This is a genomic window from Lelliottia jeotgali (assembly GCF_977070485.1).
Genome location: NZ_CDRVFO010000003.1, coordinates 25,752 through 48,512 on the forward strand (window position 1 = coordinate 25,752; position 22,761 = coordinate 48,512).

Genomic DNA, 22,761 nt, shown 5'->3' on the forward strand with positions numbered 1-22,761 from the left:
AAGGAGGCAGCATGAACACTTGGCAACGCCGTGCGCTGTTGGCCGCCGGTTTCTCCCTCACTGTGACGAGCGCGGCCTGGGCCGCACTGTCGGAGGTCGATCCGGGCCCCTACACCTTTGCCACCGGTGGTTACCCGATGTGGTACAAGGACACCGACAACCTGTCCCTGGAGCTGTGCCAGTCGCGCGCTACCAGCACCCGTTTCCCTGGTGCGCCGGGCGCACCGGCTTACATGTGCACCCTGCTGCCTGAGCCGGGCGTCTACGACGACGCGCTGCCACTGGTATTCCCCGACAACTGGCCCCCAGAGATGTTCTGGTTCCTGGCTGAAACCTCGATCCCGCAGGTGGGCAACAGTGGTTATGAACTGGAAGTCTACGTAGCAGGCATAGAAGCCGCTTTCGCCGCGGAAAACCCGGTAGACGGTGACCAGCAAAGCTTTGCCCGCATCCGCATCCGCGCCTCGGTACCGACGACCGGCACCTATGTCATCACCCACCCTTACGGTGTAGAAACGGTCAACGTGACCGCAGCCGGTCGGCGGGCGATCAACATCACCCGCGACATCGGCATCGGCGCCCCGGGCGACTTCAGCGGAGCGCTCAACGGCAACCTCGGGCCGTGGCTGCGCGGGGTCGGTGGCCCCTATACCGAAGTCAACCCGGATACCGGTGCCAGCGAAACCTTCATCGGCGACCCGAACCTCACCGAAGCGGTGACCGGTAGCCCGTTCAATACCAACTTCGTACGCATCGAAGGGCCAGCCGGGGCCATCCAGACCAATGTGTTCACGGTGTCGGGCAAGGTGCTTGACCAGCGTGCGCAAACGCCGGTAACCCTGGAGCGCGCTACCTACTCGCGCAACGGCGCCGGCACCCGCGTCGAAGTCTTCGCCAAAGCGCCGAACGATGCTGATGTATGCATGCGCAATGGCCTGGCCTTGGTCGGAACTCCACCCTCGCCCTGCCAGTTCAGCCTGCTTGCGGATAACAACGGGCTGTTCTTCACCCAGCAGTTGAGCCAGACCGCGCCGCCCCCGGTAGTGGTGGTAACCGGCAGCACGGCTACCGGCGGCACACGCCCTACCTCACTTTCGAGCAAGCTGACAGACGTGGTGAAAGTGGACACTGCCCGCTACGACTGGGCCAACAAGCGCCTGGTGATCGAAGCACGCTCCAGCGACGAGGTGGTAGTCCCCGACCTGGTTGCCCAAGGCTACGGCCGCCTGTCCAAATCCGGCACCCTGCAGAGCCTGACCGTCAACGACCTCAGCCAGCCGCCTGCGACTGTCACCATCAAATCCGCCCATGGCGGCAGCGATGTGGAACCGGTGATCGTGGTCGGCAACGCGCCAATCGAAGCCGAAAACCAGGCGCCGCTGGCCCAGGCCGATTCCGGCAGTACCAGCGTCGGTGTGCCGCTGACCCTCAACCTGTTGCAGAACGACAGCGATCCGGACGGTGACGTACCGCTGACCATCAGCGACCTGACCCAACCGGGTACCGGCCTTGGCGGTGTTGTGCTCAACGGCACCACGTCGGTCACCTACACCCCGCCCGCCGGCGCCACACAACCCCTGGTCGCCACCTTCAGCTATCAGGCGGTGGACGCCAAGGGCCTGAAGTCCACACCGGCCACCGTGACAGTGAACGTTGCGCCAAACCAGCCGCCAACCGTGGCTGCCCAGACCGTCGCGACACTGGGCGTGCCCCTGAGCATCAACGTACTGGCAGGCGCCGCCGACCCGGAAGGCAACGCACCATTGGTAGTCGACAACGTCACGCAACCCGCTACCGGCCGCGGTGCGGTCAGCACCGACGGCAGCACGGTGACCTACACGCCACCGGCGACGGTCACCACGGCGTTCACCACCACCTTCACCTTCCAGGTGCGTGACTCGCTCGGTGCGCTGTCCAACCCCGGCACCGTCACCGTCAACGTGTCGCCACGCCCGGCCGCAGAAACCTTCGCGGTCACCGCGGCAACGGTCACGGCGCGCTCCAATAACCGTTTCAACTGGGACATCAGCGGCACCTCGTCGGTCACCACCGGCAACACGGTGACCGTGCGCGTGACCACCACCACGGGTGAGCAGGTCCTCGGCACCGTCGCGGTACCGATAACCGGTCGCTGGCGCCTGGCAGTGGGCAACAGCACCACGATGATCCCGACTGCCGCTCCTACGGCAACCGTAACCAGCAGCCAAGGCACCACACGCACCGTCAACGTCATTGTGCGCTAAGGCCAGGAGAACGTCATGAGACGCATGCCCCCACTGCTGCTGTGCCTGGCCCTCGCTGGCCAGGTTCAGGCCGACGATCTGATGGACAACGCCGACCTTGCGGCCGGCAGCGACCTCGGTGACCCGGTGATCATCCGCCTGTTGCCGGCAGGTGCCGGCCAGGTAGCGGTGATCGAGCAGCTGGGTTCGGGCAACCGCGCCGCCCTCGACCAGAACGGCCAGGCCCTGCTGGGCCGCATCGTCCAGGCCGGGGGCGCGCAGGAAGCTTACATCCTGCAAGAAGGTAGTGACCTGATGGCCAGCATCAGCCAACAGGGAAATGGCAACAGCGCGTCGATCCGCCAGAGCGGCACCAGCAACAACGCCAGCATCGAGCAGATCGGCAACGACAACAGCGCCAGCATCGTGCAAGCCGGCTCGGGCCTGAACAGTTCCGTGACCCAGGCCGGCAATGGCCAGCATGTTCAGATCACTCAATACCGATAGACCTGGAGGCACCACCATGTTCAAGCTTGCTCCCCTAAGTGCCGCTATCCTCCTGGCCGTGGCCGGCCAGGTCATGGCGGATGACAGCACCTCGACCCAGTCGCAGACCGGCAACCAGAACATCGCCGAAGTAAGCCAGACCGTCGCGCCCTTCGCCGCAGCCACCCAGAACCAGACCGGCAAGGGCAACAACCACCTGGCGGTGCAGGACACCAGCACCAGCTACATCGACCAGGCCGCCAATGGCTCGTACAACGCCGGCTACGGCGAGCAGTTGTTCGAAAATGGCAGCCTGATCACCCAGCAAGCCGAGGGCACCTACAACGACGCCTTCGCCAGCCAGTCGTTGGGTGAAAACAACCAGGCGCTGCAGATGCAACAAGGCGCCGAGAACCGCTCGACCGTGTGGCAGGATACCCAGCTGGGCGGCCAGGCCACCACCCAGCAAAGCGGCCAGCGCAACGAAGCCTTCGTCGAACAGCTGTTCGGCGGCAGCAACAACAAGAGCTTGGTGAACCAGGACGGCCAGGACAACTATGCCGCTGCCGAACACCTGACGCACAACGACGGCAATATCGAGATTTACCAGCAAGGCAAGCAGAACTGGGCCTACGGCGACCAGCGCGACGGCACCGGCGGCCTCATAGGCATCGATCAGAACGGCACGGGCAACTCGGTGGAAGTCTGGCAGGACACTCAAGTCGGCAGCCAGGCAACCGTCAACCAGAATGGCCAGCTCAACGAAGGCTACATCGACCAGAGCCTGGGCCAGGACAATACTGCCAGTCTGTATCAACAAGGCAAATCCAACGCCAGCTGGTCCGATCAGTTCGAGACCACCAACTCGACCACCAGCATCTCCCAGGCCGGCACCAGCAACCTGCACTTCACCTACCAGACCGGCGATAACCAGAGCCTGACCGTGACCACACAGGGGACGGGCAACAAAGTCATGGCCAGCAACTGGAAGGGCGAGAAACTTGGCGGGCAGTTCGGCAGCGACCAGACCGCCGTGATCAACCAGAAAGGCACCGAAAACACCGTCAACCTGACCCAGAACGGTACCTTGCAACTGGCCACCCTGGGCCAAAAAGGTACCAACAACTCAATGGAAACCAAGCAGGCCGACAGCAACAACGAGCTGTACTTCGAGCAGAACGGCACCGACAACATCCTGATCGCTGACCAGCGCGGCATCGACAACTATGCCACCGGCGACACCACCGGCACCGGCAACACCATCACCCTGGACCAGTCCGGCTACGCCAACCAGAGCTTCACGACCCAGCTGTACGGCAGTGGCAACAGCGCCACCATCAAGCAAACCGATACCGCCAACGTCGCCTACGTGACACAGGGCGCCGCCGGCAACATGGCGTTCGTCGACCAGAGCGGCGCAAACCAGGCCGCCACCATCACCCAGATGGGCAACGGCAACACGGCCACCGCCACCCAGCGCTAAGCAGCTCCCCCCTTGAACCGCAGCGCTTCTCTCCCTGGCGTTGCGGTTCCTTTTTTTGTGCTTCACACGCTATCGCGGCTCCAGGTTATCGGTGCATTGATGTTTTTGACTGCTGGTTTCAAGAACTTTTTATGCACTTTTCACTGCCTGATCTAGACTTTTCGCGACAAACCCGCAAGTTCAAGCCTGCGACAATCAGACTCAGAACATTATGTACCAACTTGTTAATTAGCTTGCTAAGGGCTTAAACTGCGCACATTCCACCTGCTGAGATCCCTGGCATGAACGAAACACCGCGCGCCTCTGGCGCCACAAACATCATCCTGGTCGGCTTGGGCGTGATCATCGCCCTGCTTGGCCTCCTCCTGGCTGCCGGCGGCGTCAAGCTCGCGGGCCTTGGCGGCTCCTGGTACTTCCTGATCGGCGGCCTGGCCATGGCCATCGCCGGCGTCCTCATTGCCCGACGCAAGAAAGCCGGCGCCTGGCTCTACGCTGCATTCCTGATCGGCACCGCACTGTGGGCACTGATCGACGCCGGCCTGGTGTTCTGGCCGCTGTTCTCGCGCCTGTTCATGTTCGGTGCCATCGGCATGGTGGTGGCACTCGTCTATCCGCTGCTGGTACGCGCCAATGGCGGTAGCACTGGCCGTGGTGCCTACGGCATCGCCGGCGTGCTGGCCGTGGTGCTGGTGATCGCTGTGGGCAACATGTTCGTTGCTCATCCAAGCGTCGCACCTACCGGCAAAGGCCCGGGCATGACCCCGGTCGAAGCCGGCAAGGAGCAGAAGGACTGGGCCCACTATGGCAATACCGAAGGTGGCAGCCGCTTCGCTGCACTGGACCAGATCAACCGCGACAACGTCGACAAGCTCAAGGTCGCCTGGACCTACCACACCGGTGACGTCGCCATCAGCGACGGCAACGGTGCTGAAGACCAGCTGACCCCGTTGCAGGTCGGCAACAAAGTGTTCATCTGCACCCCGCACAACAACCTGATCGCCCTCGATGCCGACACCGGCAAAGAGCTGTGGAAGAACGAGATCAACGCCCAGTCCAAAGTCTGGCAGCGTTGCCGTGGCATGGCCTACTTCGACGCTACCGCACCAGTGGCTCAGCCAACTCAGCCAAACAGCTCGCCGGTAACCGCCGGTAGCGTACCGGCTGGCGCCAACTGCCAGCGTCGCCTGCTGACCAACACCATCGACGGTCGACTGATCGCGGTCGACGCCGACACTGGTGAGTTCTGCCAAGGCTTCGGCAACAATGGCCAGGTCAACCTGATGGCCGGCCTGGGTGACGTACCGAACTCCTACTACCAGCTCTCCTCCGCGCCGCTGATGGCCGGTACCACCGTGGTGGTAGGCGGCCGTGTCGCCGACAACGTCCAGACCGACATGCCAGGCGGCGTAATCCGTGGCTTCGACGTGTTCACCGGTGCCATGCGCTGGGCGTTCGACCCGGGCAACCCGCAAGACCGCAACGCTCCGGCTGACGGCAGCACCTATGTGCGCAGCACGCCGAACAGCTGGGCGCCGATGTCCTACGACCCGGCGATGAACACCGTGTTCCTGCCGATGGGCTCCTCGTCCACCGACATCTACGGTGTCGAGCGCAGCAAGCTGGACCACACCTACGGTGCTTCGGTGCTGGCCCTGGACGCCACCACCGGCAACGAGAAGTGGGTGTTCCAGACCGTGCACAACGACCTGTGGGACTTCGACCTGCCGATGCAGCCAAGCCTGATCGATTTCACCAAGGACGACGGCAAGTCGGTACCTGCGGTGGTGATCGGCACCAAGGCCGGGCAGATCTACGTGCTCGACCGCGCTACCGGCAAGCCGCTTACCCAGGTTGACGAAGTTCCGGTCAAGCCAAGCAACATCCCGAACGAGCCGTACTCCCCGACCCAGCCCAAATCGGTGGGCATGCCGCAGATCGGCGCACAGACGCTGACCGAGTCGGACATGTGGGGCGCCACGCCATATGACCAGCTGCTGTGCCGTATCGACTTCAAGAAGATGCGCTACGACGGCCTGTACACCGCGCCGGGCACCGACCTGTCGCTGAGCTTCCCCGGTTCGCTGGGGGGCATGAACTGGGGCAGCATTTCCACCGACCCGGTCCATGGTTTCATCTTCGTCAACGATATGCGCCTGGGCCTGTGGATCCAGATGATCCCGTCGCAGAACAAAGGCCAGGCCGCTGGCGGTGGTGAAGCACTGAACACCGGCATGGGCGCCGTACCGCTCAAAGGCACCCCTTATGCGGTGAACAAGAACCGCTTCCTGTCGGTAGCCGGTATCCCTTGCCAGGCGCCACCGTTCGGCACCCTGACCGCGATCGACATGAAGACCCGCCAGGTGGCCTGGCAGGTACCGGTCGGCACCGTTGAAGATACCGGCCCGCTTGGTATCCGCATGCACCTGCCGATCAAGATCGGCCTGCCAACCCTGGGTGGCACCCTGTCGACCCAAGGCGGCCTGGTGTTCATTGCCGGCACCCAGGACTTCTACCTGCGCGCCTACGACAGCAGCAACGGTAACGAAATCTGGAAGGCCCGCCTGCCAGTCGGCAGCCAGGGTGGCCCGATGACCTATGTCTCGCCCAAGACTGGCAAGCAGTACGTGGTGGTCACTGCCGGCGGCGCCCGCCAGTCGACTGACCGTGGCGACTACGTGATTTCTTACGCACTGCCGTAAAACGCGTCGCTTTCATCGCCGGCAAGCCGGCTCCCACAGGTTCGTTGAAAGATCTTGTGGGGGCCGGCTTGCTGGCGATGAGGCCCTGAAAGATCAATTCGAGACCCCGCAATGCCATCCGCTATTCGCATCACCTCCCCCCTTCTGCTGGCCCTGGCCAGCACCACCGTCCTGGCCGACGGCGACCTCATGACCCGCAGCACCATGACCGGTGACTGGGGCGGCCTGCGCCACCAGCTTGAAGAAGACGGCATCAAAGTCACTGGCGACTACAGCGGTGAGACCGCGTACAACGCCCACGGTGGCCTGCACCGCTCGGCGCGCTATTCGCAGAACCTCAAGTTCGGCGTGCAGTTCGACCTGTCGAAACTGTATGGCCTGGATAACGGCGGCAAGGTCCAGCTGACCATCAACGACCGTCGCGGCAACAGCGCCTCGGAAGACCTGGTGGGCAACCGCCTGCCGATCCAGGAAAACTACGGCGGCCTGTACACCCGCCTGACCGAACTGAGCTACGAACGCACCCTGTTCACCCCGGCGCTCAACGTCAAGCTCGGCTACATGGCCATGGGCAACGACCTCGGCGGCCTGGACAGCGGCATCCTGTGCAACTTCATGAACGCCGGCTTCTGCGGGCACCCGCTGAACATGTCGGGTGGCAGCGGTTGGACCAACTACCCCAACGCCCACCTGGGCGTGCGCGTGAAGTACGACCTGTCGCCGTCGTGGCAGTTGCGCGTGGCGGCGTTCAACGTCGACCCGGAAAGCAACGGCAACTCCAGCCGCGCCTGGCACCTGGGGCCCAAGCACACCACCGGCACCGTGGTGCCGGTCGAGCTGGTGTACAAGCTGCAGGGTGAACTGCCAGGTGAATACAAGCTGGGCTACTACTACGATAGCTCCGACGTCAAACGCATTGGAAGCGACGACGAAGTGTCCGGTCGTGGCGGCCATTACCTGCTGATCGACCAGGCGGTGTGGAACGATGCCGGTTTGCCAGGCCGTAGCCTGCATGCCTTCGGCCAGTACTCGGCGTCGAGCAAGGCAGCCTCGCCATTTACCAAGTGGTATGGCGCCGGTGTGGTGCTGTACAAGCCGTTCGAAGGCCGCCCGCGTGACACCGTGGCGCTGGGTTATGGCCGCGCCGTGCCGAATCCGCGCAGCCGTGACGTGCTGGAAGATGCCGCGTTCAATGCCGGGCAGCAGTTCCCGGACATCGACAGCGCCGAGCAATTGATCGAGCTGAGCTATGGCTACCAGGCGACGCCATGGCTGAACCTGCGCCCGGATGTGCAATACATCATCGAGCCTGGTGCCTTCTCCGGGCAGGACATCGACAACGCGCTGGTGGTTGGGCTGCAGGTCAAAGCGACCTTCTGATCCCCGGGGGCCGCTGTGCGGCCCCTTCTCAATCCTGCCTGAGGTAATCCACCAGCCTCGACAGCATCGCATCGCACCCCTGCAACTGCTCGACACTGACAAACTCATCCGGCTTGTGCCCCTGCTCCATGCTCCCCGGGCCACACACCACGGTGGGGATGCCCGCCTGATCGAACAACCCGCCTTCGGTGCCGAACGCCACCGTACCGAATTCATTCGACCCGCTGAGCAATGCGACCAACCGCGCCGCCTCGCCGTCGACAGGTGTGGCCAACCCTGGATAAGCACTCAGCGGCTCCAGATGAATGGCACTGGCCGCGTTCACGGTGCGCATGCGCGGCAACAATTCGGCCTCGGCATAGGCCTGCAACTGATCGGCCACCGTCTGCGCTTCAAAGCCTGGCAATGCACGCACCTCAAAGTCGAACGCACACTCTTCAGGCACGATGTTCAGCGCCCTACCCCCCTTGATGGTGCCTGTCTGTACCGTCGAGAACGGCGGGTCAAAGCGCTTGTCGTGCCGCTCGGGCAGCGCCAGCGCGTCACCAATCTCGCCCAGTTTGCCGATCAGCCTGGCGGCATACTCGATGGCATTCACACCATACGGCGCATAGGCCGAATGGCACGCCGCGCCATGCACCTGGCAACGCATGGCCAGCTTGCCTTTGTGGCCGAGTACCGGTTTTAGTTCAGTAGGCTCGCCAATCAGGCAAAGCCGCGGCTTGTCAGGCCGCTGTTCGAGCGCGGCGAGCATCGAGCGCACACCCAGGCAACCCACTTCCTCGTCATAGGAAAACGCCAAATGCACCGGCATGCGCAGCGGCTGCGCAAGAAATGCGGGTACTGCCGCCAAGACCGAGGCAATGAAGCCTTTCATGTCCGCCGTACCACGGCCATACAGGCGCCCATCACGTTCACTCAGGGCAAACGGCTCGACCGTCCAGGCCTGGCCATCCACCGGCACCACATCGGTATGCCCGGACAGCACCACGCCGCCAACATCAGCGGGGCCGATGGTGGCGAACAGGTTGGCCTTGGTGCCTTCAGGGTTATGGAACAGTTCGCTGTCCACGCCCTGTTCGGCCAGATAGTCGCGGATGAAGCCGATCAGCTGCAGGTTGGAGTCGCGGCTGACCGTGGCATAGCCGATCAGCCGGGCCAACAGGGCGCGGCTGGTGAACTCACTCATCACCCGGCACCCCGTAGCTCGGTGCAGTCGTCGGGTTCAGCGCGCGGGTGACGTAATCCTGCATCTGCGGGCGGTACGCCTGCCACAAACCATCGAGCACACCGATCGGGTTTTCATCGGCCCAATCCACGCGCAGGTCCACCAGTGGCCAGGTCAGCTCGCCCGCGATCTTCAGCGCCGCCGAGTGCACCGGGCCTGCCTCGCCGCCTGCAGCCATAGCCGCATGCATGGCCGCCAGCAGGCGATCAGCCAGGTGCCCGCCGGCCTGTTCGAAGGCTTGCACCATGGTTTCGATGACCTGTACTGAAGACAACAGGTTACCGGCCGCCGCGCATTGCTCACCGGCCACGGCGTTGTGCACACCCAACGCCTGTTTGCCGGTGAACAGCGCCACCTGGCCGTTACTGTCGATCACCGTTACCTGGCGGTACTCGCTCCAGCCATTGGCGCTGAGCACCCGGTCCAGCGCTGCAGCAGGCGGCAGCTGGCCCTGTTCCAGGGCATCGAGAATCTGTGGGCCGAGGGCCGGCAAGGTGATGTTCTGGGTGGCAACGGCGCCGACGCCTGCACGTACCCAAGGGCAGCGCGCCCCTACTGCGATGCTCGACGAACTGATGGCGATACCGACCTGGCCGGTTTCCTGGCAGCGTCCGATGATGGAGAACGTCATGAAAAGGCTCCTGTTGTTCTGGGCGATTGCAAGCATTCTGGGCAGAACCTTTTAGTGAGCGAAACCACCTTTTTCCTGTGCCTTGAGCAGGAAAAAACTAAGGCCGGGCATCGCCACGAAAAACAGCCCCCAAACCCCGCGAACTTTCCTGTATCCCTTGTGTAGCAAGGCCTTCGCCGTTTTATCGGCAAGTACTCGTTAAATACTAATTTCGCGATTTTCCGTGCATCCCTAGTCTGGCCCCAGGTAACGGCGGTCCTCCAAACCGACCTGACAAAAACCGCCTGAACAAGGGCTCGGACATGACACTGAACACTATTGAAATCGACACCCTCGTCGTCGGCGCCGGCCAGGCCGGCGTGGCCATGAGCGAACACTTGAGCAAGCTCGGCGTGCCGCACCTGGTGCTGGAGCGCAAGCGTATCGCCGAGGCCTGGCGCACTGGCCGCTGGGATTCGCTGGTCGCCAATGGCCCGGTCTGGCATGACCGCTTCCCCGGCCTTGAATTCAACCTGGATCCCGACGCCTTCGCCGGCAAGGACCAGGTTGCTGACTACTTCGAGCAATACGTGCGCAAGTACAACCTGCCGGTGCGCACCGGCATCGAGGTGAGGAAGGTGGTGCGCAATGCCGACCGCCCAGGCTTCACCATCGAGACCAATGAAGGGGTGATTCGGGCCAACCGCGTGGTGGCCGCCACCGGCCCGTTCCAGCGCCCGGTCATCCCGGCCATCGCGCCAAAGGATGAGCACCTGCACCAGATCCACTCTGCCGCCTATTTCAACCCCGGGCAGCTGCCTGAAGGCGCAGTGCTGGTGGTAGGTGCCGGCTCTTCCGGCGTGCAGATCGCCGAAGAGCTGATGCGCGCCGGGCGCCAGGTGTACCTGTCGGTCGGCGCCCACGATCGTCCGCCACGGGCTTATCGCAACCGCGACTTCTGCTGGTGGCTGGGCGTGCTGGGCGAATGGGATGCCGAGATCGCCAAGCCAGGCCGCGAGCACGTGACCATTGCCGTCAGCGGTGCCCGTGGCGGCCACACCGTAGACTTCCGCGCCCTCGCCCATCAGGGCATGACGCTGGTCGGCCTGACCCAATCGTTCGATAACGGTGTGGCACGCTTCCAGGACAACCTGGCCGACAACATCCGCCGCGGCGACGAAAACTACCTGGCCCTGCTGGACGCTGCCGATGCCTATGTCGAACGCAACGGCCTCGATCTGCCGCAAGAACCCGAAGCACGTAAACGCCTGCCGGACCCGGATTGCATCAGCAACCCGCTACTGGAGCTGGACCTGACCAAGGCCAATGTCACCAGCATCATCTGGGCCACCGGCTACGGCGTGGACTTCAGCTGGTTGCAAGTCGACACCTTCGATGCCAACGGCAAGCCCCAGCACCAGCGCGGCGTGTCCCGCGAGCCGGGTGTGTACTTCCTCGGCCTGCCCTGGCTGTCGCGCCGCGGTTCGTCGTTCATCTGGGGCGTTTGGCACGACGCCAAGCACGTCGCCGGCCACATCGCCACCCAGCGCACTTACCTGGCCTACCGCGACCGCGAACAGCGTGAAGCGGATGAGCAGCAACCTACCTCGATCAGCAACGTCAGCACCCTCGGAGCCCACTGATGCCTACCCATACCCGCATCCGCATGTTCAACACCAAGGTCACCTACCCTAACCAGACCCTGGACAACGACCTGTGCCAAGCCGTGCGCGCCGGCAACACCATCTATGTGCGCGGCCAGGTCGGTACCGACTTCGAAGGCCGCCTGGTGGGCCTGGGCGACCCTCGGGCGCAGGCTGAACAAGCGATGAAGAACGTCAAGCAGCTGCTTGAAGAAGCAGGCTCCGACCTGTCGCATATCGTCAAGACCACCACCTACATCACCGACCCGCGTTTCCGTGAGCCGGTGTACAAAGAAGTGGGCAAGTGGCTCAAGGGCGTGTTTCCGATTTCCACCGGGCTGGTAGTGGCGGGCCTGGCCCAGCCTGAATGGCTGATGGAAATCGATGTGATTGCGGTGGTACCGGATCACGCTTGATTGAGTGAGGTGACTGGGGCGCGCTGCGCCCCGGTAATTTACATTCTGCCCAATTCTTCCCGGCAAAACTCCACGAACAATTGCGCCGGCTTGGTCAACTGCACCCGCTTCAACCGCGCCGCTGCCAGCCCCGACAAGGCCACCGGCTCGGCAATGTCCACCGTCACCAGCTTCTGCCCGTCATACGTGCATTCTGAATGCGGCCGGGTCACCAGCAGTGAAAAACCGAACCCCTGCCCCACCATCCCGCGCACCATCTCGATCGACGGCGAACTGAAGACAATGTTTGGCGTCAGCCCCATCTCGTTGAACAGGCTGACGAAGTAAGTTCGGCTCGGCGCCACATCCAGCAGAATCATCGGCTCCGGGCACAAGTCACGCAGTGACACCTGCGACTGGCCAGCAAAGCGGTGCTTGTCAGGAAGCAACACGTAGGGCTTTTGAGGGGCCATCAGCGGCTCAGTCTCGATGGTGCCATCCAGGTCATGATCGTAGAGAAACGCCAGGTCGAACCTACCAGCCGTCAAGCCCTGGATCAGCTCCTGCTGCTCGCCATCGCGCAAACGGATGTCAACGCCCGGGTAGCGTTCGCGAAAACCGGCAATCAGGCGTGGCAGGTACAGCGGGGCCACGGTTTCGAAGCATCCAATATCGATCTGGCCGGCCACGGTATCGTTGTCGGCCAGCGCGTTCTGCTCGAACTCGTGGGCCATCTGCAGCAACGATTTGGTCTTGGCGTAGAAGCGTTTGCCGCTGGGGGTGAGCGAAACACCCTGGGCATGGTGGCGGATGAACAACTGCACACCAAAGCTTTCTTCCAGGCTCTTGATCGCTGTGGAAATGGACGGCTGCGCGATATAGAGCTGACGCGATGCCTCGGCAACGCTGCCGGCCTCGACGGTGGTGACGAAGTATTTGAGTTGTCGCAAGGTATAGGAAGCCACAGGCACCTCTCTGGCGCCGGTTGGGGCGCCCTTTTGAATTATCCTGCCACTTTACCGTGCCGTTGCAGTGGCGGGCGGCCCGGTGATGAAGGATTTGCCTATGGCTTGAACATATTCTTGTTTTGCCACACCCGGCAGCAAACCGTCTTTACTGGAAGGTAAACAGCCGCAGGAACGGTGTGAGCCTATGAAAATCGTTGTCACCAGCATCCTCGTCGACGACCAGGCCAAGGCCTTGGCTTTCTACCACTACGTACTGGGTTTCGAGCCCAAGGACGACATCCCCATGGGCCAGTACCGCTGGCTCACTCTCACTTCACCCAACGACCCCAATGGTGTTCAGCTGGTACTAGAACCCGATTCCCACCCTGCGGCCAAGGCCTACAAGGCGGCGCTTCGCCAGGACGGTATTCCAGCGACGTCGTTCGGCGTGCGCGACATTCAGGCCGAGTACACGCGTTTGTGCAAGGCCGGGGTCAAGTTCACCAAACAACCCACCGACCTGGGCCCGGTCACCGTCGCGGTGTTCGACGATACCTGCGGCAACCTGATCCAGATCGCTCAGAAGCATTGACCGTGGCCAATGGCAGGCCAGCCCGCCATTGGCTACATTTGCCGCTATTCCCGGTGCGCTACAACAAGGAAAAACAATGCGCCACGAATTCAGTGAAGTGCTCAACGACCTGGTCGATTACTTTCTGGTCGGGGACATTCAGTTGCTCGATCGTTTCAAGCACGACAATGACTTGCCCGATGACCTCGCGAGCGAATTCACCCACACCGACAGCGGCGACAGGGCCGTACGTGAAGGCATCGTCATACCCTTGGCCGGGATCGACAACCTGCCCTACCACATCATTTTCACCCTCGAAGGCGACACTCCCGCCTTGCTCGAGCCCGGCAGCCGCCTGAAACACCGGCGCGGCGGTTATGTGCTACAGGTCGAGAACCGTGCGGTCATGGTGTACACCTGGCGCATCCTCCAGCATTTCACCAACAAGACCCTCGGCGACCTGCTCGCCCGCTACCAAGTGCCGGGGCGGCCGATCATCGAGCTGGACAATGGCTGGTATGACGTCGAGGTGCTGGGCGGCGCCGTCGTGCGCGACGGGCTGTACGAACCGGCGTTCGAGTTCGTGCTGACCAAACGCTGGAGCCCAGGCGAGGCACAGGACGTGGATCTGGGCTATGCCTTCAGCTTGCGTGGGTATTTCGACTGATTGTTTTCAATGACGGCCCCATCGCCGGCTGGCCGGCGATGGGGCCTGAAATATCTACATCAGGTTCAAGTGATATCCCGGTCCTTGGTCTCTGGCAGGAAGAAGATCCCCAGCACCGCTGTCATCACCGCGATCACGATCGGGTACCACAGCCCGTAGTAGATATCACCGGTGGCCGCCACCATGGCGAATGCCACGGTAGGCAGGAAGCCGCCGAACCAGCCGTTGCCGATATGGTATGGCAGCGACATCGAGGTATAGCGGATACGTGCCGGGAACAGCTCCACCAGCCATGCCGCTATCGGCCCATATACCATGGTCACGTAGATCACCAGAATGGTCAGTAGCAACAGCACCATCGGGTAGTGGATCTTCGCAGGGTCGGCCTTCTCGGGGTAACCCGCCTCCTTCAAGGCACCCGCCAGGGTTGCGGTAAAGGCGTCGCCTTGGGTCTTCAGGTCAGCCGCAGCCAGGCTGCTGCCATCGAAGCTCGGGATCACCCGCTCACCGATACGAATCTGCGCCACGCTGCCAGGCTCGGCCGTTTCGTTCTGGTACGGGATCGCCCGCTTGGCCAGCAGGCTTTTGGCAATGTCGCACGAGCTGGTGAATTTGGCCTTGCCCACCGGGTCGAACTGGAATGCGCATTGGTCAGGGTCGGCCATGACCACCACCGGGTTCTGCTCCTGGGCAACGAAGACGTCAGGATTGCCGTATTCGGTCAACGCTTTGAAGATCGGGAAGTAGGTCAAGGCGGCAATGATGCAGCCTGCCATGATGATTTTCTTGCGCCCGATGCGGTCGGACAGGCTGCCGAAGAAGATGAAGAACGGCGTACCGATCAGCAACGAGCCGGCGATCAGCAGGTTGGCCGTCTGTGGGTCGATCTTCAGCGTCTGAAGGAGGAAGAACAGCGCATAGAACTGCCCTGTGTACCACACCACGGCCTGGCCGGCAGTGCCGCCGAGCAGTGACATGATCACCACCTTGAGGTTGTCCCAACGTGCAAAGGATTCGGTCAGCGGGGCTTTCGAGGCTTTGCCTTCGGCCTTCATCTTCATGAACACCGGCGACTCATTGAGCTGCATGCGGATGTACACCGAAATCGCCAGCAGCAGGATCGACAGCAGGAACGGAATGCGCCAGCCCCAGGCTTCGAATGCTTCAGTACCCAAGGCCGTGCGGCAGGCCAGGATCACCAGCAACGACAGGAACAGGCCCAGCGTCGCAGTGGTCTGGATCCACGAGGTGAAGAAACCACGCCGGCCTTTGGGGGCATGCTCGGCCACATAAGTGGCCGCCCCACCGTACTCGCCACCCAGCGCCAGGCCCTGCAACAGGCGCAGGGCAATCAGAATGATCGGGGCTGCCACACCGATCGTTGCGTAGCTGGGCAGCAGCCCGACGATCGCGGTAGACAGGCCCATGATGACGATGGTGATCAGAAACGTGTGTTTGCGCCCGATCATGTCGCCCAGGCGGCCGAACACGATGGCACCGAACGGTCGCACCGCAAAGCCAGCGGCAAAGGCAAGCAAGGCGAAAATGAAGGATGTGGTTTCATTGACCCCGGCAAAGAAGTGCTTGGCGATGATCGCCGCCAGTGAGCCGTAGAGGTAGAAGTCGTACCATTCGAACACGGTACCCAGGGAGGACGCGAAGATGACCTTGCGCTCTTCTTTGGTGATGCCGCGTTGGGGCGCGCTACTGCCCGTGGATGCGCTGTCGAGAACCGCCATGGGTTGCCTCCGGATTGTGGTTATCGCAGGCCGGAGTACCTCACACCCATTTCACCGTCGCACCCAGGCCCCAGGGGCTTGCTTTGGTTGCGAAGCACGACGAGGCTGGCCGCCTCGGATCGCAGCAAGGTATTTCAAGCATAATCGGCTTTGCCGGGATATCCACTTTGCCAGCATCGGCGAAGTCCGGCTCCCTGAAACCCGGTCAAGGACCGCACTGCGCTGACACCGGCCCCTTGAGCTCGACCTGATTGCCATCGGGGTCGTAGCAATACAGTGACAGCCCCTCGCCCTCGGCACCATAGCGCGCTTGGGCAGGCTCCACTGCCACGCCGGCCGCTTGCAGGTAGGCGGTCAGCGCTTGTTCATCGAACGGTTCTATACGTAGGCAGAAGTGGTGAAGGTTACGCCCTTGAGCCCCGGGTGCTGCACCACCGGTGCGCCCGAGTGGGCCATCGAGAGTGACCAGATCGATCATGGCCGTACCCGTTGCCAAATGGACCATCCCCAGGTCCTCGCGCTCCCTGCTGACCGTGCAGCCCAGCAGGTCACGGTAGAAGGCCACGCTACGCTGCAGGTCGCTGACGCGCAGCACCAGGTGGTCGATGTGCTTGATGGCGAAGGGTCTCATGCCGGCGCTCCTTGAGGCGATTGCACAGAGGTCCCGGCCACCATAGCCCAGCAGCGCATCCCCCGCTACTCGTTCACCAGGCGCTGAAGCAGGCCGGCATCATGGCGGGCCAGGGTACGTAGAATCTGCTCCACCACTGTTCGGTTCGGCGCTTCCAAGTGGAAGTGATGCCCACCGGGGTGCCATGACACCCTGGCATGGCTGGGCAATGCTGCCTCGCGCTGCTCGAAGGCACCGCCCACAAATGCCCCCTGCCTGCCCAGCATCAGGTAAAGCGGGCAGCGAATTTCACTGAGAAGGTCGCACGCCTCGCGCTCAGTCAGTGGCATCGGTTCGGGCAACACCAGCCGGGGGTCATGACGCCAGCAGTAGCCATCCGCCAACTGCAGCAGATCACGCATGGCAAGCAAGCGTGCGGCGTCGTCGGCAAGTTCGGCATCGAGTCGCTTGCGCCGCTGCTGCAGGGCAGTTTCCAGATTGTCGAAGCGGCTTGCGGCGCTGTCGGCAAAGCCGTGCAACTGGCTGCGTTGCACCATGCGCTTGAGCCGATAGGCACGGGCCAGGTGCTGCACGCGATCATCCTCGGCAACCGTGAACGGCGCCCCCATGCCGTCGAGGAAGGTCATGCTGGCGATGCCACTGGTCATGGCGGCCAGCAGCGAGGCAATGCCTGTACCCATACCGTGGGCAAGCACATGAAACCGCGCCAGTCCCAGGCTGTCGACCACCGCCAGCATATCCTCGGCATGCTCCCACAGGTAGTAGCCGCTGTCGTGGCGTCGGTGATCGGAGCGGCCGTGACCGACCAGGTCGGGGGCGATCACGAAGCAACCATCGAGCAACGGCCCCAGGCGCTCGAACGAGGCAGCATTGTCCAACCAGCCGTGCAACGCCAGCACCGGCATACCGTCTTCGGCTCCCCACGTGCGTACCGCTATCTCAATACCGTCGAGGTCAAGCAGGTGATCCTTGGGACTGCATAGCGAACGCATCGCACTCTCCTTCGCTGAACACTGGCGCCATGCCTTCACCCCACCATCTCGCAGCGTGGCCTGCCCTGCTGGCCTCTTACCGACCCATGCATGCACGAGACCGACCCTTACGGGCAACTATCTACCGCACGCCCGCTTCGCCAGCGGTGTCGACTACCGCCTCCACACATACGAGGCTCATCCCATGCAAAATGCGATTGCCCTGCACCAAGACCTGATCACCCAAGCCCTGCCCGAATGGGCCCGTACCCTGCATCCCACGCATACCGGAGGCATCGTGCAACGCGCACGCGCGGCCTACGTGGATGAAGATGGCGCGCCCTACAGCTGGTATGCGACCGCGCAGCCAGAGCATCGTGAGCAGTTGCGCATGCTCATCGGGCGACGTGACAGCTGCGTTACCCAACTGAGCAACGCCCTTGTCGGTTTCAAGGACATCACCACGTTCTGCAGCCCTTTGCTGAGCAGCCGGCTGGGTCTGAAAGTGGCCGTGGACAAGGCCCAGTACAACTTCCAGCCTTTCGAGACGGTCATCAACTATGGGCCGGGCGCCGCCAGCCCGGAAGTACCGCTGGGTGCGCCCCTGCAGGAAGAGACCTTTGTGACCCGCCCCGTAGGCCCTCGTCAGTCGCGCAGCTTGCTTGAAGCCGCCCTGCACAATTTCGAAGGCATCGAACAAGTCGGGCCTTACAGCGAGCTGACCTGCGCGCCGGGCGACGACACGCCCTTGGCCGGTTTGTCCATGGCGCAATTCGTGCGGCATTGCCGCAAACTGGACCTTGGCCAGCAATATCAGGATCACCTGCAGGCCATCTATGAAGGCCCGCGCAAGGAGGAAATCAGTCAGCTGTCGATGCGTGCCAGCCAAGAGGAACTGCGCGTGCAGGCGTACATCGCCTCGCTCAAAGGCCTGCTGAGCGCAAAAGGCCTTGCCGCGATCAACGACCTGTGCGACGGCGTACGTCAACCAGCTTACGACGGCCATCCCCTGCATAGCTGGCGTTTGCGCCTGTTCGACATCCCCTTGCACGAGATGCTGTTCATCGGTGCCGATAGGGATGATGCAATCACCCCCTGCATCGTCCACCTCCCGGGCGACAAAGAACACCCTGTGCGCGAATACCCCTCCCGCCAGGCTGCTGCCAAGTATTTCCGAGAGCGGCTGCTGCACAGCACGTTCCGCGAAACCGTGATCGCGCTCGCCTACAAACGCGACCAGCCCATGCTGGCGGGCAAGCTATGGGACGCCCTGTTCGAGATCGATGAGCAAGGCAGACAACGGCCACGCAAGTCGCCGAACTTCCACATCTTGCCATCGCAGACAAGAAGTGAGTTGTGGCCAACCCTCTACCACGCCCACCTCGCCCGCCTCAAGGCCGACGCCAGGGTCCTGGCTGTCCCAACAGCCGATGTCGACGCCGAGGCTTCTCAGAAACACCTGCGGTACTGGCTGGATATGGGCATGAATGTGCTGAACATCGCCGCCTTCTTCGTGCCCGGCCTGAACGCGGTAATGACCGGCGTTTTCGCTTACCAACTGATGGATTCGGTGTTTACCGGATTTGAGGCCTGGGAAGAAGGTGACACTGCACAAGCACTGGCCCAGGTTGAATCGTTGGTAATCAATGCTGCCGCGATCGCCGGTTTTGCCGGCGGAGCCAAGGTCATAAAGGCGTCAGGTTTCGTCGACGCCATGCAAGCGGTATGGCATGAAGACCGCCTGCAACTGTGGCATCCGGACATGAGCCCCTATGCCAGCCCGATTACCCTGCCAACAGAAGGCCTGCCCGATGAACTTGGGCATTACGAGCTCGAGGGCAAACGCTACCTCGTGCTGGAAGGCACGCCCTATGAGACTTTCCAGGACCCTGACCAGCAATGGCGCATCCGCCACCCCAGCGACCCAGCAGCCTACGCGCCACTGTTACACCATCAGGGTGACGGGCGCTGGCTATTGGCCCATGAACAGCCTTTGCAGTGGGACGATACGCAATTGCTGCAGCGTCTTGGCCACTCAAGCCAGGGGCTGGACAGCAGCGAGCTGGTCACGGCGATGCGCAGTACCGGTACAGACGCCAGTGTGCTGCGCCGCATGCATGCCAAAGGGCTGCGCCCTCCGGCTCTGCTGGAGGACATGCTGCTGCGCATACGCCTGGACAACCAGGTGCAGAACCTGATCCACCGAGTGCGGCAAGGCCTTTCACTGGCTGCCTACAAGAACTACGCGCTGCCGGAACTGGTGCGTTTGCCAGGTTGGCCGCAGGATCACGTGCTCAAGGTATTCATCGGCCCCGAACCTTGGGGTGATGCGGTGCGGTATAGCGCCCTCGACACCCCTGGTCAGGTGGAAATCAGCATGACCCGCTCGGATCTGGAGAATGGTCAATTGGGCCATGCAGTCGTAACGCAACTGGACGAGCGGCACGTGCGTGCCATGCTCGGCGACCTGCCTTCTGAGCTGTGGGCCTCGGCCCTGAACACCAGGCTGGGCGAACAGCTGCAAAGCCAGCGCGAGGCGATATACCACAGTATGCTGAGCAACCATGCCCAGCCTGCAAGTGACGCGACAGAGCCATTGCGCAGGCAGTTCCCCGGTGTACCACCTGGTGCCTTGGAAGAGGTCATCCAGGCGGCCAGCCATACCGAACGCGCACGCCTGGCAACTGGACGTGTGCCGTTACGGATAGCCGAAGAAGCGCGCCAGTTGCAAGCCCGCACACGGCTGGACCGCGCCATCATGGGCCTTTACCGCCCGCATTTGGCCAATAGCGACAGCCAGCAACTGACCGAAGGCCTGCTGGGCCAGCATCCTCAGGCAAGCGCTGCGCAACTGCTTGAGGTTGCGCTCGCCGACCGCGAAAACTGCGCCGCGCTGATTGGCCAGCAGCCCATCAAACCTGGCTATCGTTCACCTTTGCGCCTTGCCGCCGGCCGTATCGGCTACCCGCTCAGCGGCCGAGGTGCCGGGCGTGCAGCGCAACGCCTGGGCGCGCTCTTTCCGGAGCTCGACCACAGAGAGCTCAGCGCGCTGCAGTCAGAACTGGCACAGACGGGTAACCTGGGAACGCAGATCAGCCGGCTGGAAGCCGAGCAACGCACCTTGCGCCAGGACCTGAACAGGTGGGTTGGCGGCGCGACTGAGCTGGACGAGCGCTTCGATCGCTCACACTTTGCCGAGCGGATGCTGGCCGCCTGGGGCCGTGAAGGTGGCGCTGCCCGCGAGGCGCTGACGCTGGACCGCATGCAGTTGCGCAGGCTGCCAACGCTCACGGCACGCTTGCCGCATGTTCGCACCCTTACACTGGAAGGGCTCAGACTCGAGCGCCTGGAAGGAGACTTTCTGTCATGTTTTCCTGGCCTGCGCACACTGGAGGTAGCCGGCAACCCGGACATGGACGCCGAGGCCTTGTTCCAGGCACTGAAATCTGCACCTGGACTACATACGCTCAAACTGAATGGAAATGCTTTACCGGCCCTTTCGCCACTGGCTCATGAGGCCCTGTCGGCCATGCCCGGCCTGCGCAACCTCAACCTGCGCAGAAACCGCCTGCAACTGGACGCTGCCAGCCTTGCCTTGCTGGCTGGCCTACGGCTGGATGTACTCAACCTGGGCAGTAATGCCATTACCCTCGATCAAACCCTGGCCTCGGCCTTCCAGGCCATGATCCATCCCCAGCAACTCTTACTGGATTTCAATACACTGGGCCACGCCCCCGACGTCAGCTACATGGGTCGCCTGCGCACCCTGAACCTGAACAACAGCGACCTGCGGCAATGGCCCGAGGGGTTGACGCGGCTGATGAGCCAGCATCAGTACCAGCTGCGTCACCTGGACCTGTCATTCAACCGCATTCGAACCCTGCCCAATCTTGCGGACATCCTGCGCACCCCGTTCGCCCGGGATGTCGCTGCGCGAGCGCCCGAGCGGCGCTGGCACTTAAACTACAACACGCTTGAAGCGCAAACCCGTGCGCAACTGCGTGCCAGCGGCGTCCAGGTCTTTGAACACGCACCCGATATGCCTGAATGGCAGACACTGTGGCGCAGTACCGCCTCCACCCACCAGGACCAACTCTGGTCCGATCTGTTCGACCAAGGGGAAAACGGTGAATTGCTTGGGGTACTCGAACGCCTGGTACAGTCAGCCGAGGCGCAGCATGAGCCAGATAACCTGGGCCGCAGAGTCTGGGCCCTGCTGGAGAAAGCCGGGCGCGACACGGCGCTGCGCGAACGCCTTGCCGACGTGGCGCACGCGTATCCGCCAACCTGCGGTGACGCCGGTGCCGATGCCTTCAGTGCACTGGAGATCGAAGTGCTGGCACACGAGACAGCAGGCCATAGCGGTGAGCAGGCCAAGACCCTGCTCACGCTATACCGCAAGCTTTATCGCCGGGACATCGTCAACGAACTGGCCGATCGCATCAGCCTGAGAAGGACATTACGCAAGCAGGCGCTGCAAGACGGTGTGTTCGATGCGGATCTGCCACAGTACGACTCACTGGATGATCCGGCCGCGTTTCCTGACGTCGACCTGGAAACCGGGCTGGTCGACGATATCGAAGTCCGCCTTGCCTTGCGTCAGTCCCTTGCAACCCGGCTGGACTTCCCTGAACCCAGCCGCGGCATGCTCTACCGGGATACAGCCAGGATCAACAGCACCATCATCGAGAAGGTACACAGCGCAGTGCTTGCCAGGGATGCCAGAGCCGACACACGGCAGGCATGGATACTTGGGCAGGCAGGCTGGGTGCAATACCTCAAGCGTCACAATGCCGAAGCATTCAGCCTGCTCACCGATTTCTGGCGAGTGGGCCATGACTACCTGTTCCATTGCCTGGACGACAGCCATGACCCCGTAGCCCGCCTGGACACCTCGGTGCTTGAAGCCCTGGGGCCTGTGCTGCCGCAGAACCCGCTGGACGAAAACGGACTGCTGCGGCGCGTGCCGCTCAATGACGGCCAGTTCGACCAAGCCATGCGCGCCTTGAACGAGGAGCAGCAAAAGGTCGAGCACGGCCTGCTGCTCAGCCTCACCCGGCAGGCCGAAAAGCTCGCTGGCTAAGCCGTG

16 protein-coding genes are annotated in these 22,761 nt (G+C 62.6%); 10 read left to right on the forward strand and 6 right to left on the reverse strand.

Annotated features, from left to right (window positions below; genetic code table 11):
- Positions 1-11: 11 nt before the first annotated feature.
- The 5 genes from ACW4TB_RS04975 (at position 12) to ACW4TB_RS04995 (ending at position 8,270) form a co-directional block, all read left to right on the forward strand.
- Positions 12-2,243 carry an Ig-like domain-containing protein gene (locus ACW4TB_RS04975; protein ID WP_254465923.1) on the forward strand — a complete coding sequence of 744 codons (2,232 nt, stop codon included), beginning with the start codon at positions 12-14 and terminating at the stop codon, positions 2,241-2,243.
- A 15-nt stretch (positions 2,244-2,258) separates the two neighbouring features.
- Positions 2,259-2,729: a curlin gene (locus tag ACW4TB_RS04980; RefSeq protein WP_012314803.1), complete on the forward strand. Its 471-nt coding sequence runs from the start codon at positions 2,259-2,261 to the stop codon at positions 2,727-2,729.
- 16 nt (positions 2,730-2,745) lie between these two features.
- Positions 2,746-4,191 (forward strand): curlin, encoded by a 1,446-nt coding sequence (locus ACW4TB_RS04985; RefSeq protein WP_455828291.1) that lies wholly within the window; start codon positions 2,746-2,748, stop codon positions 4,189-4,191.
- Between the two features lie 281 nt (positions 4,192-4,472).
- Positions 4,473-6,890 (forward strand): glucose/quinate/shikimate family membrane-bound PQQ-dependent dehydrogenase, encoded by a 2,418-nt coding sequence (locus ACW4TB_RS04990; protein WP_254465925.1) that lies wholly within the window; start codon positions 4,473-4,475, stop codon positions 6,888-6,890.
- A gap of 111 nt (positions 6,891-7,001) precedes the next feature.
- Positions 7,002-8,270 (forward strand): carbohydrate porin, encoded by a 1,269-nt coding sequence (locus tag ACW4TB_RS04995; protein ID WP_012314806.1) that lies wholly within the window; start codon positions 7,002-7,004, stop codon positions 8,268-8,270.
- A 28-nt stretch (positions 8,271-8,298) separates the two neighbouring features.
- Here the strand turns inward: ACW4TB_RS04995 and argE are convergent, their stop codons facing one another.
- Positions 8,299-9,459, reverse strand: a complete 1,161-nt coding sequence (argE, locus tag ACW4TB_RS05000; RefSeq protein ID WP_279932310.1) for an acetylornithine deacetylase — start codon at positions 9,457-9,459, stop codon at positions 8,299-8,301.
- Positions 9,452-10,129 (reverse strand): DUF1028 domain-containing protein, encoded by a 678-nt coding sequence (locus tag ACW4TB_RS05005; protein ID WP_279932308.1) that lies wholly within the window; start codon positions 10,127-10,129, stop codon positions 9,452-9,454. The genes argE and ACW4TB_RS05005 overlap by 8 nt, the downstream gene beginning before the upstream one ends.
- 302 nt (positions 10,130-10,431) lie before the next feature.
- On the opposite strand from ACW4TB_RS05005, the gene ACW4TB_RS05010 reads away from it, so the two are divergent.
- Positions 10,432-11,751: a flavin-containing monooxygenase gene (locus tag ACW4TB_RS05010; RefSeq protein ID WP_279932306.1), complete on the forward strand. Its 1,320-nt coding sequence runs from the start codon at positions 10,432-10,434 to the stop codon at positions 11,749-11,751.
- Positions 11,751-12,167, forward strand: coding sequence for a RidA family protein (locus ACW4TB_RS05015; protein ID WP_012314810.1), 417 nt, complete (start codon positions 11,751-11,753; stop codon positions 12,165-12,167). Before ACW4TB_RS05010 ends, ACW4TB_RS05015 begins: the two co-directional genes overlap by 1 nt.
- Before the next feature lie 38 nt (positions 12,168-12,205).
- Here ACW4TB_RS05015 and ACW4TB_RS05020 read toward each other — a convergent pair whose 3' ends face one another.
- Positions 12,206-13,111 (reverse strand): LysR family transcriptional regulator, encoded by a 906-nt coding sequence (locus ACW4TB_RS05020; RefSeq protein ID WP_279932303.1) that lies wholly within the window; start codon positions 13,109-13,111, stop codon positions 12,206-12,208.
- Between the two features lie 187 nt (positions 13,112-13,298).
- Between ACW4TB_RS05020 and ACW4TB_RS05025 the strand changes: the two genes are divergently transcribed.
- On the forward strand, positions 13,299-13,685 hold the full coding sequence (locus ACW4TB_RS05025) for a VOC family protein (RefSeq protein ID WP_012314812.1): 387 nt from the start codon (positions 13,299-13,301) through the stop codon (positions 13,683-13,685).
- Between the two features lie 76 nt (positions 13,686-13,761).
- A complete protein-coding gene (locus tag ACW4TB_RS05030) occupies positions 13,762-14,331 on the forward strand; it encodes a hypothetical protein (protein ID WP_012314813.1) in 570 nt (189 codons plus the stop codon).
- 65 nt (positions 14,332-14,396) lie between these two features.
- On the opposite strand, the gene ACW4TB_RS05035 is transcribed toward ACW4TB_RS05030, so the two are convergent.
- The 3 genes from ACW4TB_RS05035 to ACW4TB_RS05045 all read right to left on the reverse strand — a co-directional run bounded on the left by ACW4TB_RS05035 (position 14,397) and on the right by ACW4TB_RS05045 (position 17,693).
- The gene (locus tag ACW4TB_RS05035) at positions 14,397-16,070 is read right to left on the reverse strand and encodes an MFS transporter (protein WP_039602012.1); all 1,674 of its coding nucleotides are present in this window, start codon (positions 16,068-16,070) and stop codon (positions 14,397-14,399) included.
- A gap of 205 nt (positions 16,071-16,275) precedes the next feature.
- A complete protein-coding gene (locus tag ACW4TB_RS05040) occupies positions 16,276-16,701 on the reverse strand; it encodes a VOC family protein (RefSeq protein WP_012314815.1) in 426 nt (141 codons plus the stop codon).
- Positions 16,702-16,766: 65 nt separating this feature from the next.
- Positions 16,767-17,693: an alpha/beta fold hydrolase gene (locus ACW4TB_RS05045; RefSeq protein WP_279932274.1), complete on the reverse strand. Its 927-nt coding sequence runs from the start codon at positions 17,691-17,693 to the stop codon at positions 16,767-16,769.
- Between the two features lie 184 nt (positions 17,694-17,877).
- Here ACW4TB_RS05045 and ACW4TB_RS05050 point away from each other — a divergent pair, with 184 nt between their 5' ends.
- The gene (locus ACW4TB_RS05050; RefSeq protein ID WP_279932272.1) at positions 17,878-22,755 is read left to right on the forward strand and encodes an NEL-type E3 ubiquitin ligase domain-containing protein; all 4,878 of its coding nucleotides are present in this window, start codon (positions 17,878-17,880) and stop codon (positions 22,753-22,755) included.
- Positions 22,756-22,761: the final 6 nt, after the last annotated feature.

What these genes read in the sequence shown, in the direction of transcription:
- ACW4TB_RS04975 (WP_254465923.1), top strand. Translation starts at nt 12, where the DNA reads ATGAACACTTGGCAACGCCGTGCGCTGTTGGCCGCCGGTTTCTCCCTC.
- ACW4TB_RS04980 (WP_012314803.1), top strand. Translation starts at nt 2,259, where the DNA reads ATGAGACGCATGCCCCCACTGCTGCTGTGCCTGGCCCTCGCTGGCCAG.
- ACW4TB_RS04985 (WP_455828291.1), top strand. Translation starts at nt 2,746, where the DNA reads ATGTTCAAGCTTGCTCCCCTAAGTGCCGCTATCCTCCTGGCCGTGGCC.
- ACW4TB_RS04990 (WP_254465925.1), top strand. Translation starts at nt 4,473, where the DNA reads ATGAACGAAACACCGCGCGCCTCTGGCGCCACAAACATCATCCTGGTC.
- ACW4TB_RS04995 (WP_012314806.1), top strand. Translation starts at nt 7,002, where the DNA reads ATGCCATCCGCTATTCGCATCACCTCCCCCCTTCTGCTGGCCCTGGCC.
- argE (WP_279932310.1), bottom strand. Translation starts at nt 9,459, where the DNA reads ATGAGTGAGTTCACCAGCCGCGCCCTGTTGGCCCGGCTGATCGGCTAT.
- ACW4TB_RS05005 (WP_279932308.1), bottom strand. Translation starts at nt 10,129, where the DNA reads ATGACGTTCTCCATCATCGGACGCTGCCAGGAAACCGGCCAGGTCGGT.
- ACW4TB_RS05010 (WP_279932306.1), top strand. Translation starts at nt 10,432, where the DNA reads ATGACACTGAACACTATTGAAATCGACACCCTCGTCGTCGGCGCCGGC.
- ACW4TB_RS05015 (WP_012314810.1), top strand. Translation starts at nt 11,751, where the DNA reads ATGCCTACCCATACCCGCATCCGCATGTTCAACACCAAGGTCACCTAC.
- ACW4TB_RS05025 (WP_012314812.1), top strand. Translation starts at nt 13,299, where the DNA reads ATGAAAATCGTTGTCACCAGCATCCTCGTCGACGACCAGGCCAAGGCC.
- ACW4TB_RS05030 (WP_012314813.1), top strand. Translation starts at nt 13,762, where the DNA reads ATGCGCCACGAATTCAGTGAAGTGCTCAACGACCTGGTCGATTACTTT.
- ACW4TB_RS05035 (WP_039602012.1), bottom strand. Translation starts at nt 16,070, where the DNA reads ATGGCGGTTCTCGACAGCGCATCCACGGGCAGTAGCGCGCCCCAACGC.
- ACW4TB_RS05040 (WP_012314815.1), bottom strand. Translation starts at nt 16,701, where the DNA reads ATGAGACCCTTCGCCATCAAGCACATCGACCACCTGGTGCTGCGCGTC.
- ACW4TB_RS05045 (WP_279932274.1), bottom strand. Translation starts at nt 17,693, where the DNA reads ATGCGTTCGCTATGCAGTCCCAAGGATCACCTGCTTGACCTCGACGGT.
- ACW4TB_RS05050 (WP_279932272.1), top strand. Translation starts at nt 17,878, where the DNA reads ATGCAAAATGCGATTGCCCTGCACCAAGACCTGATCACCCAAGCCCTG.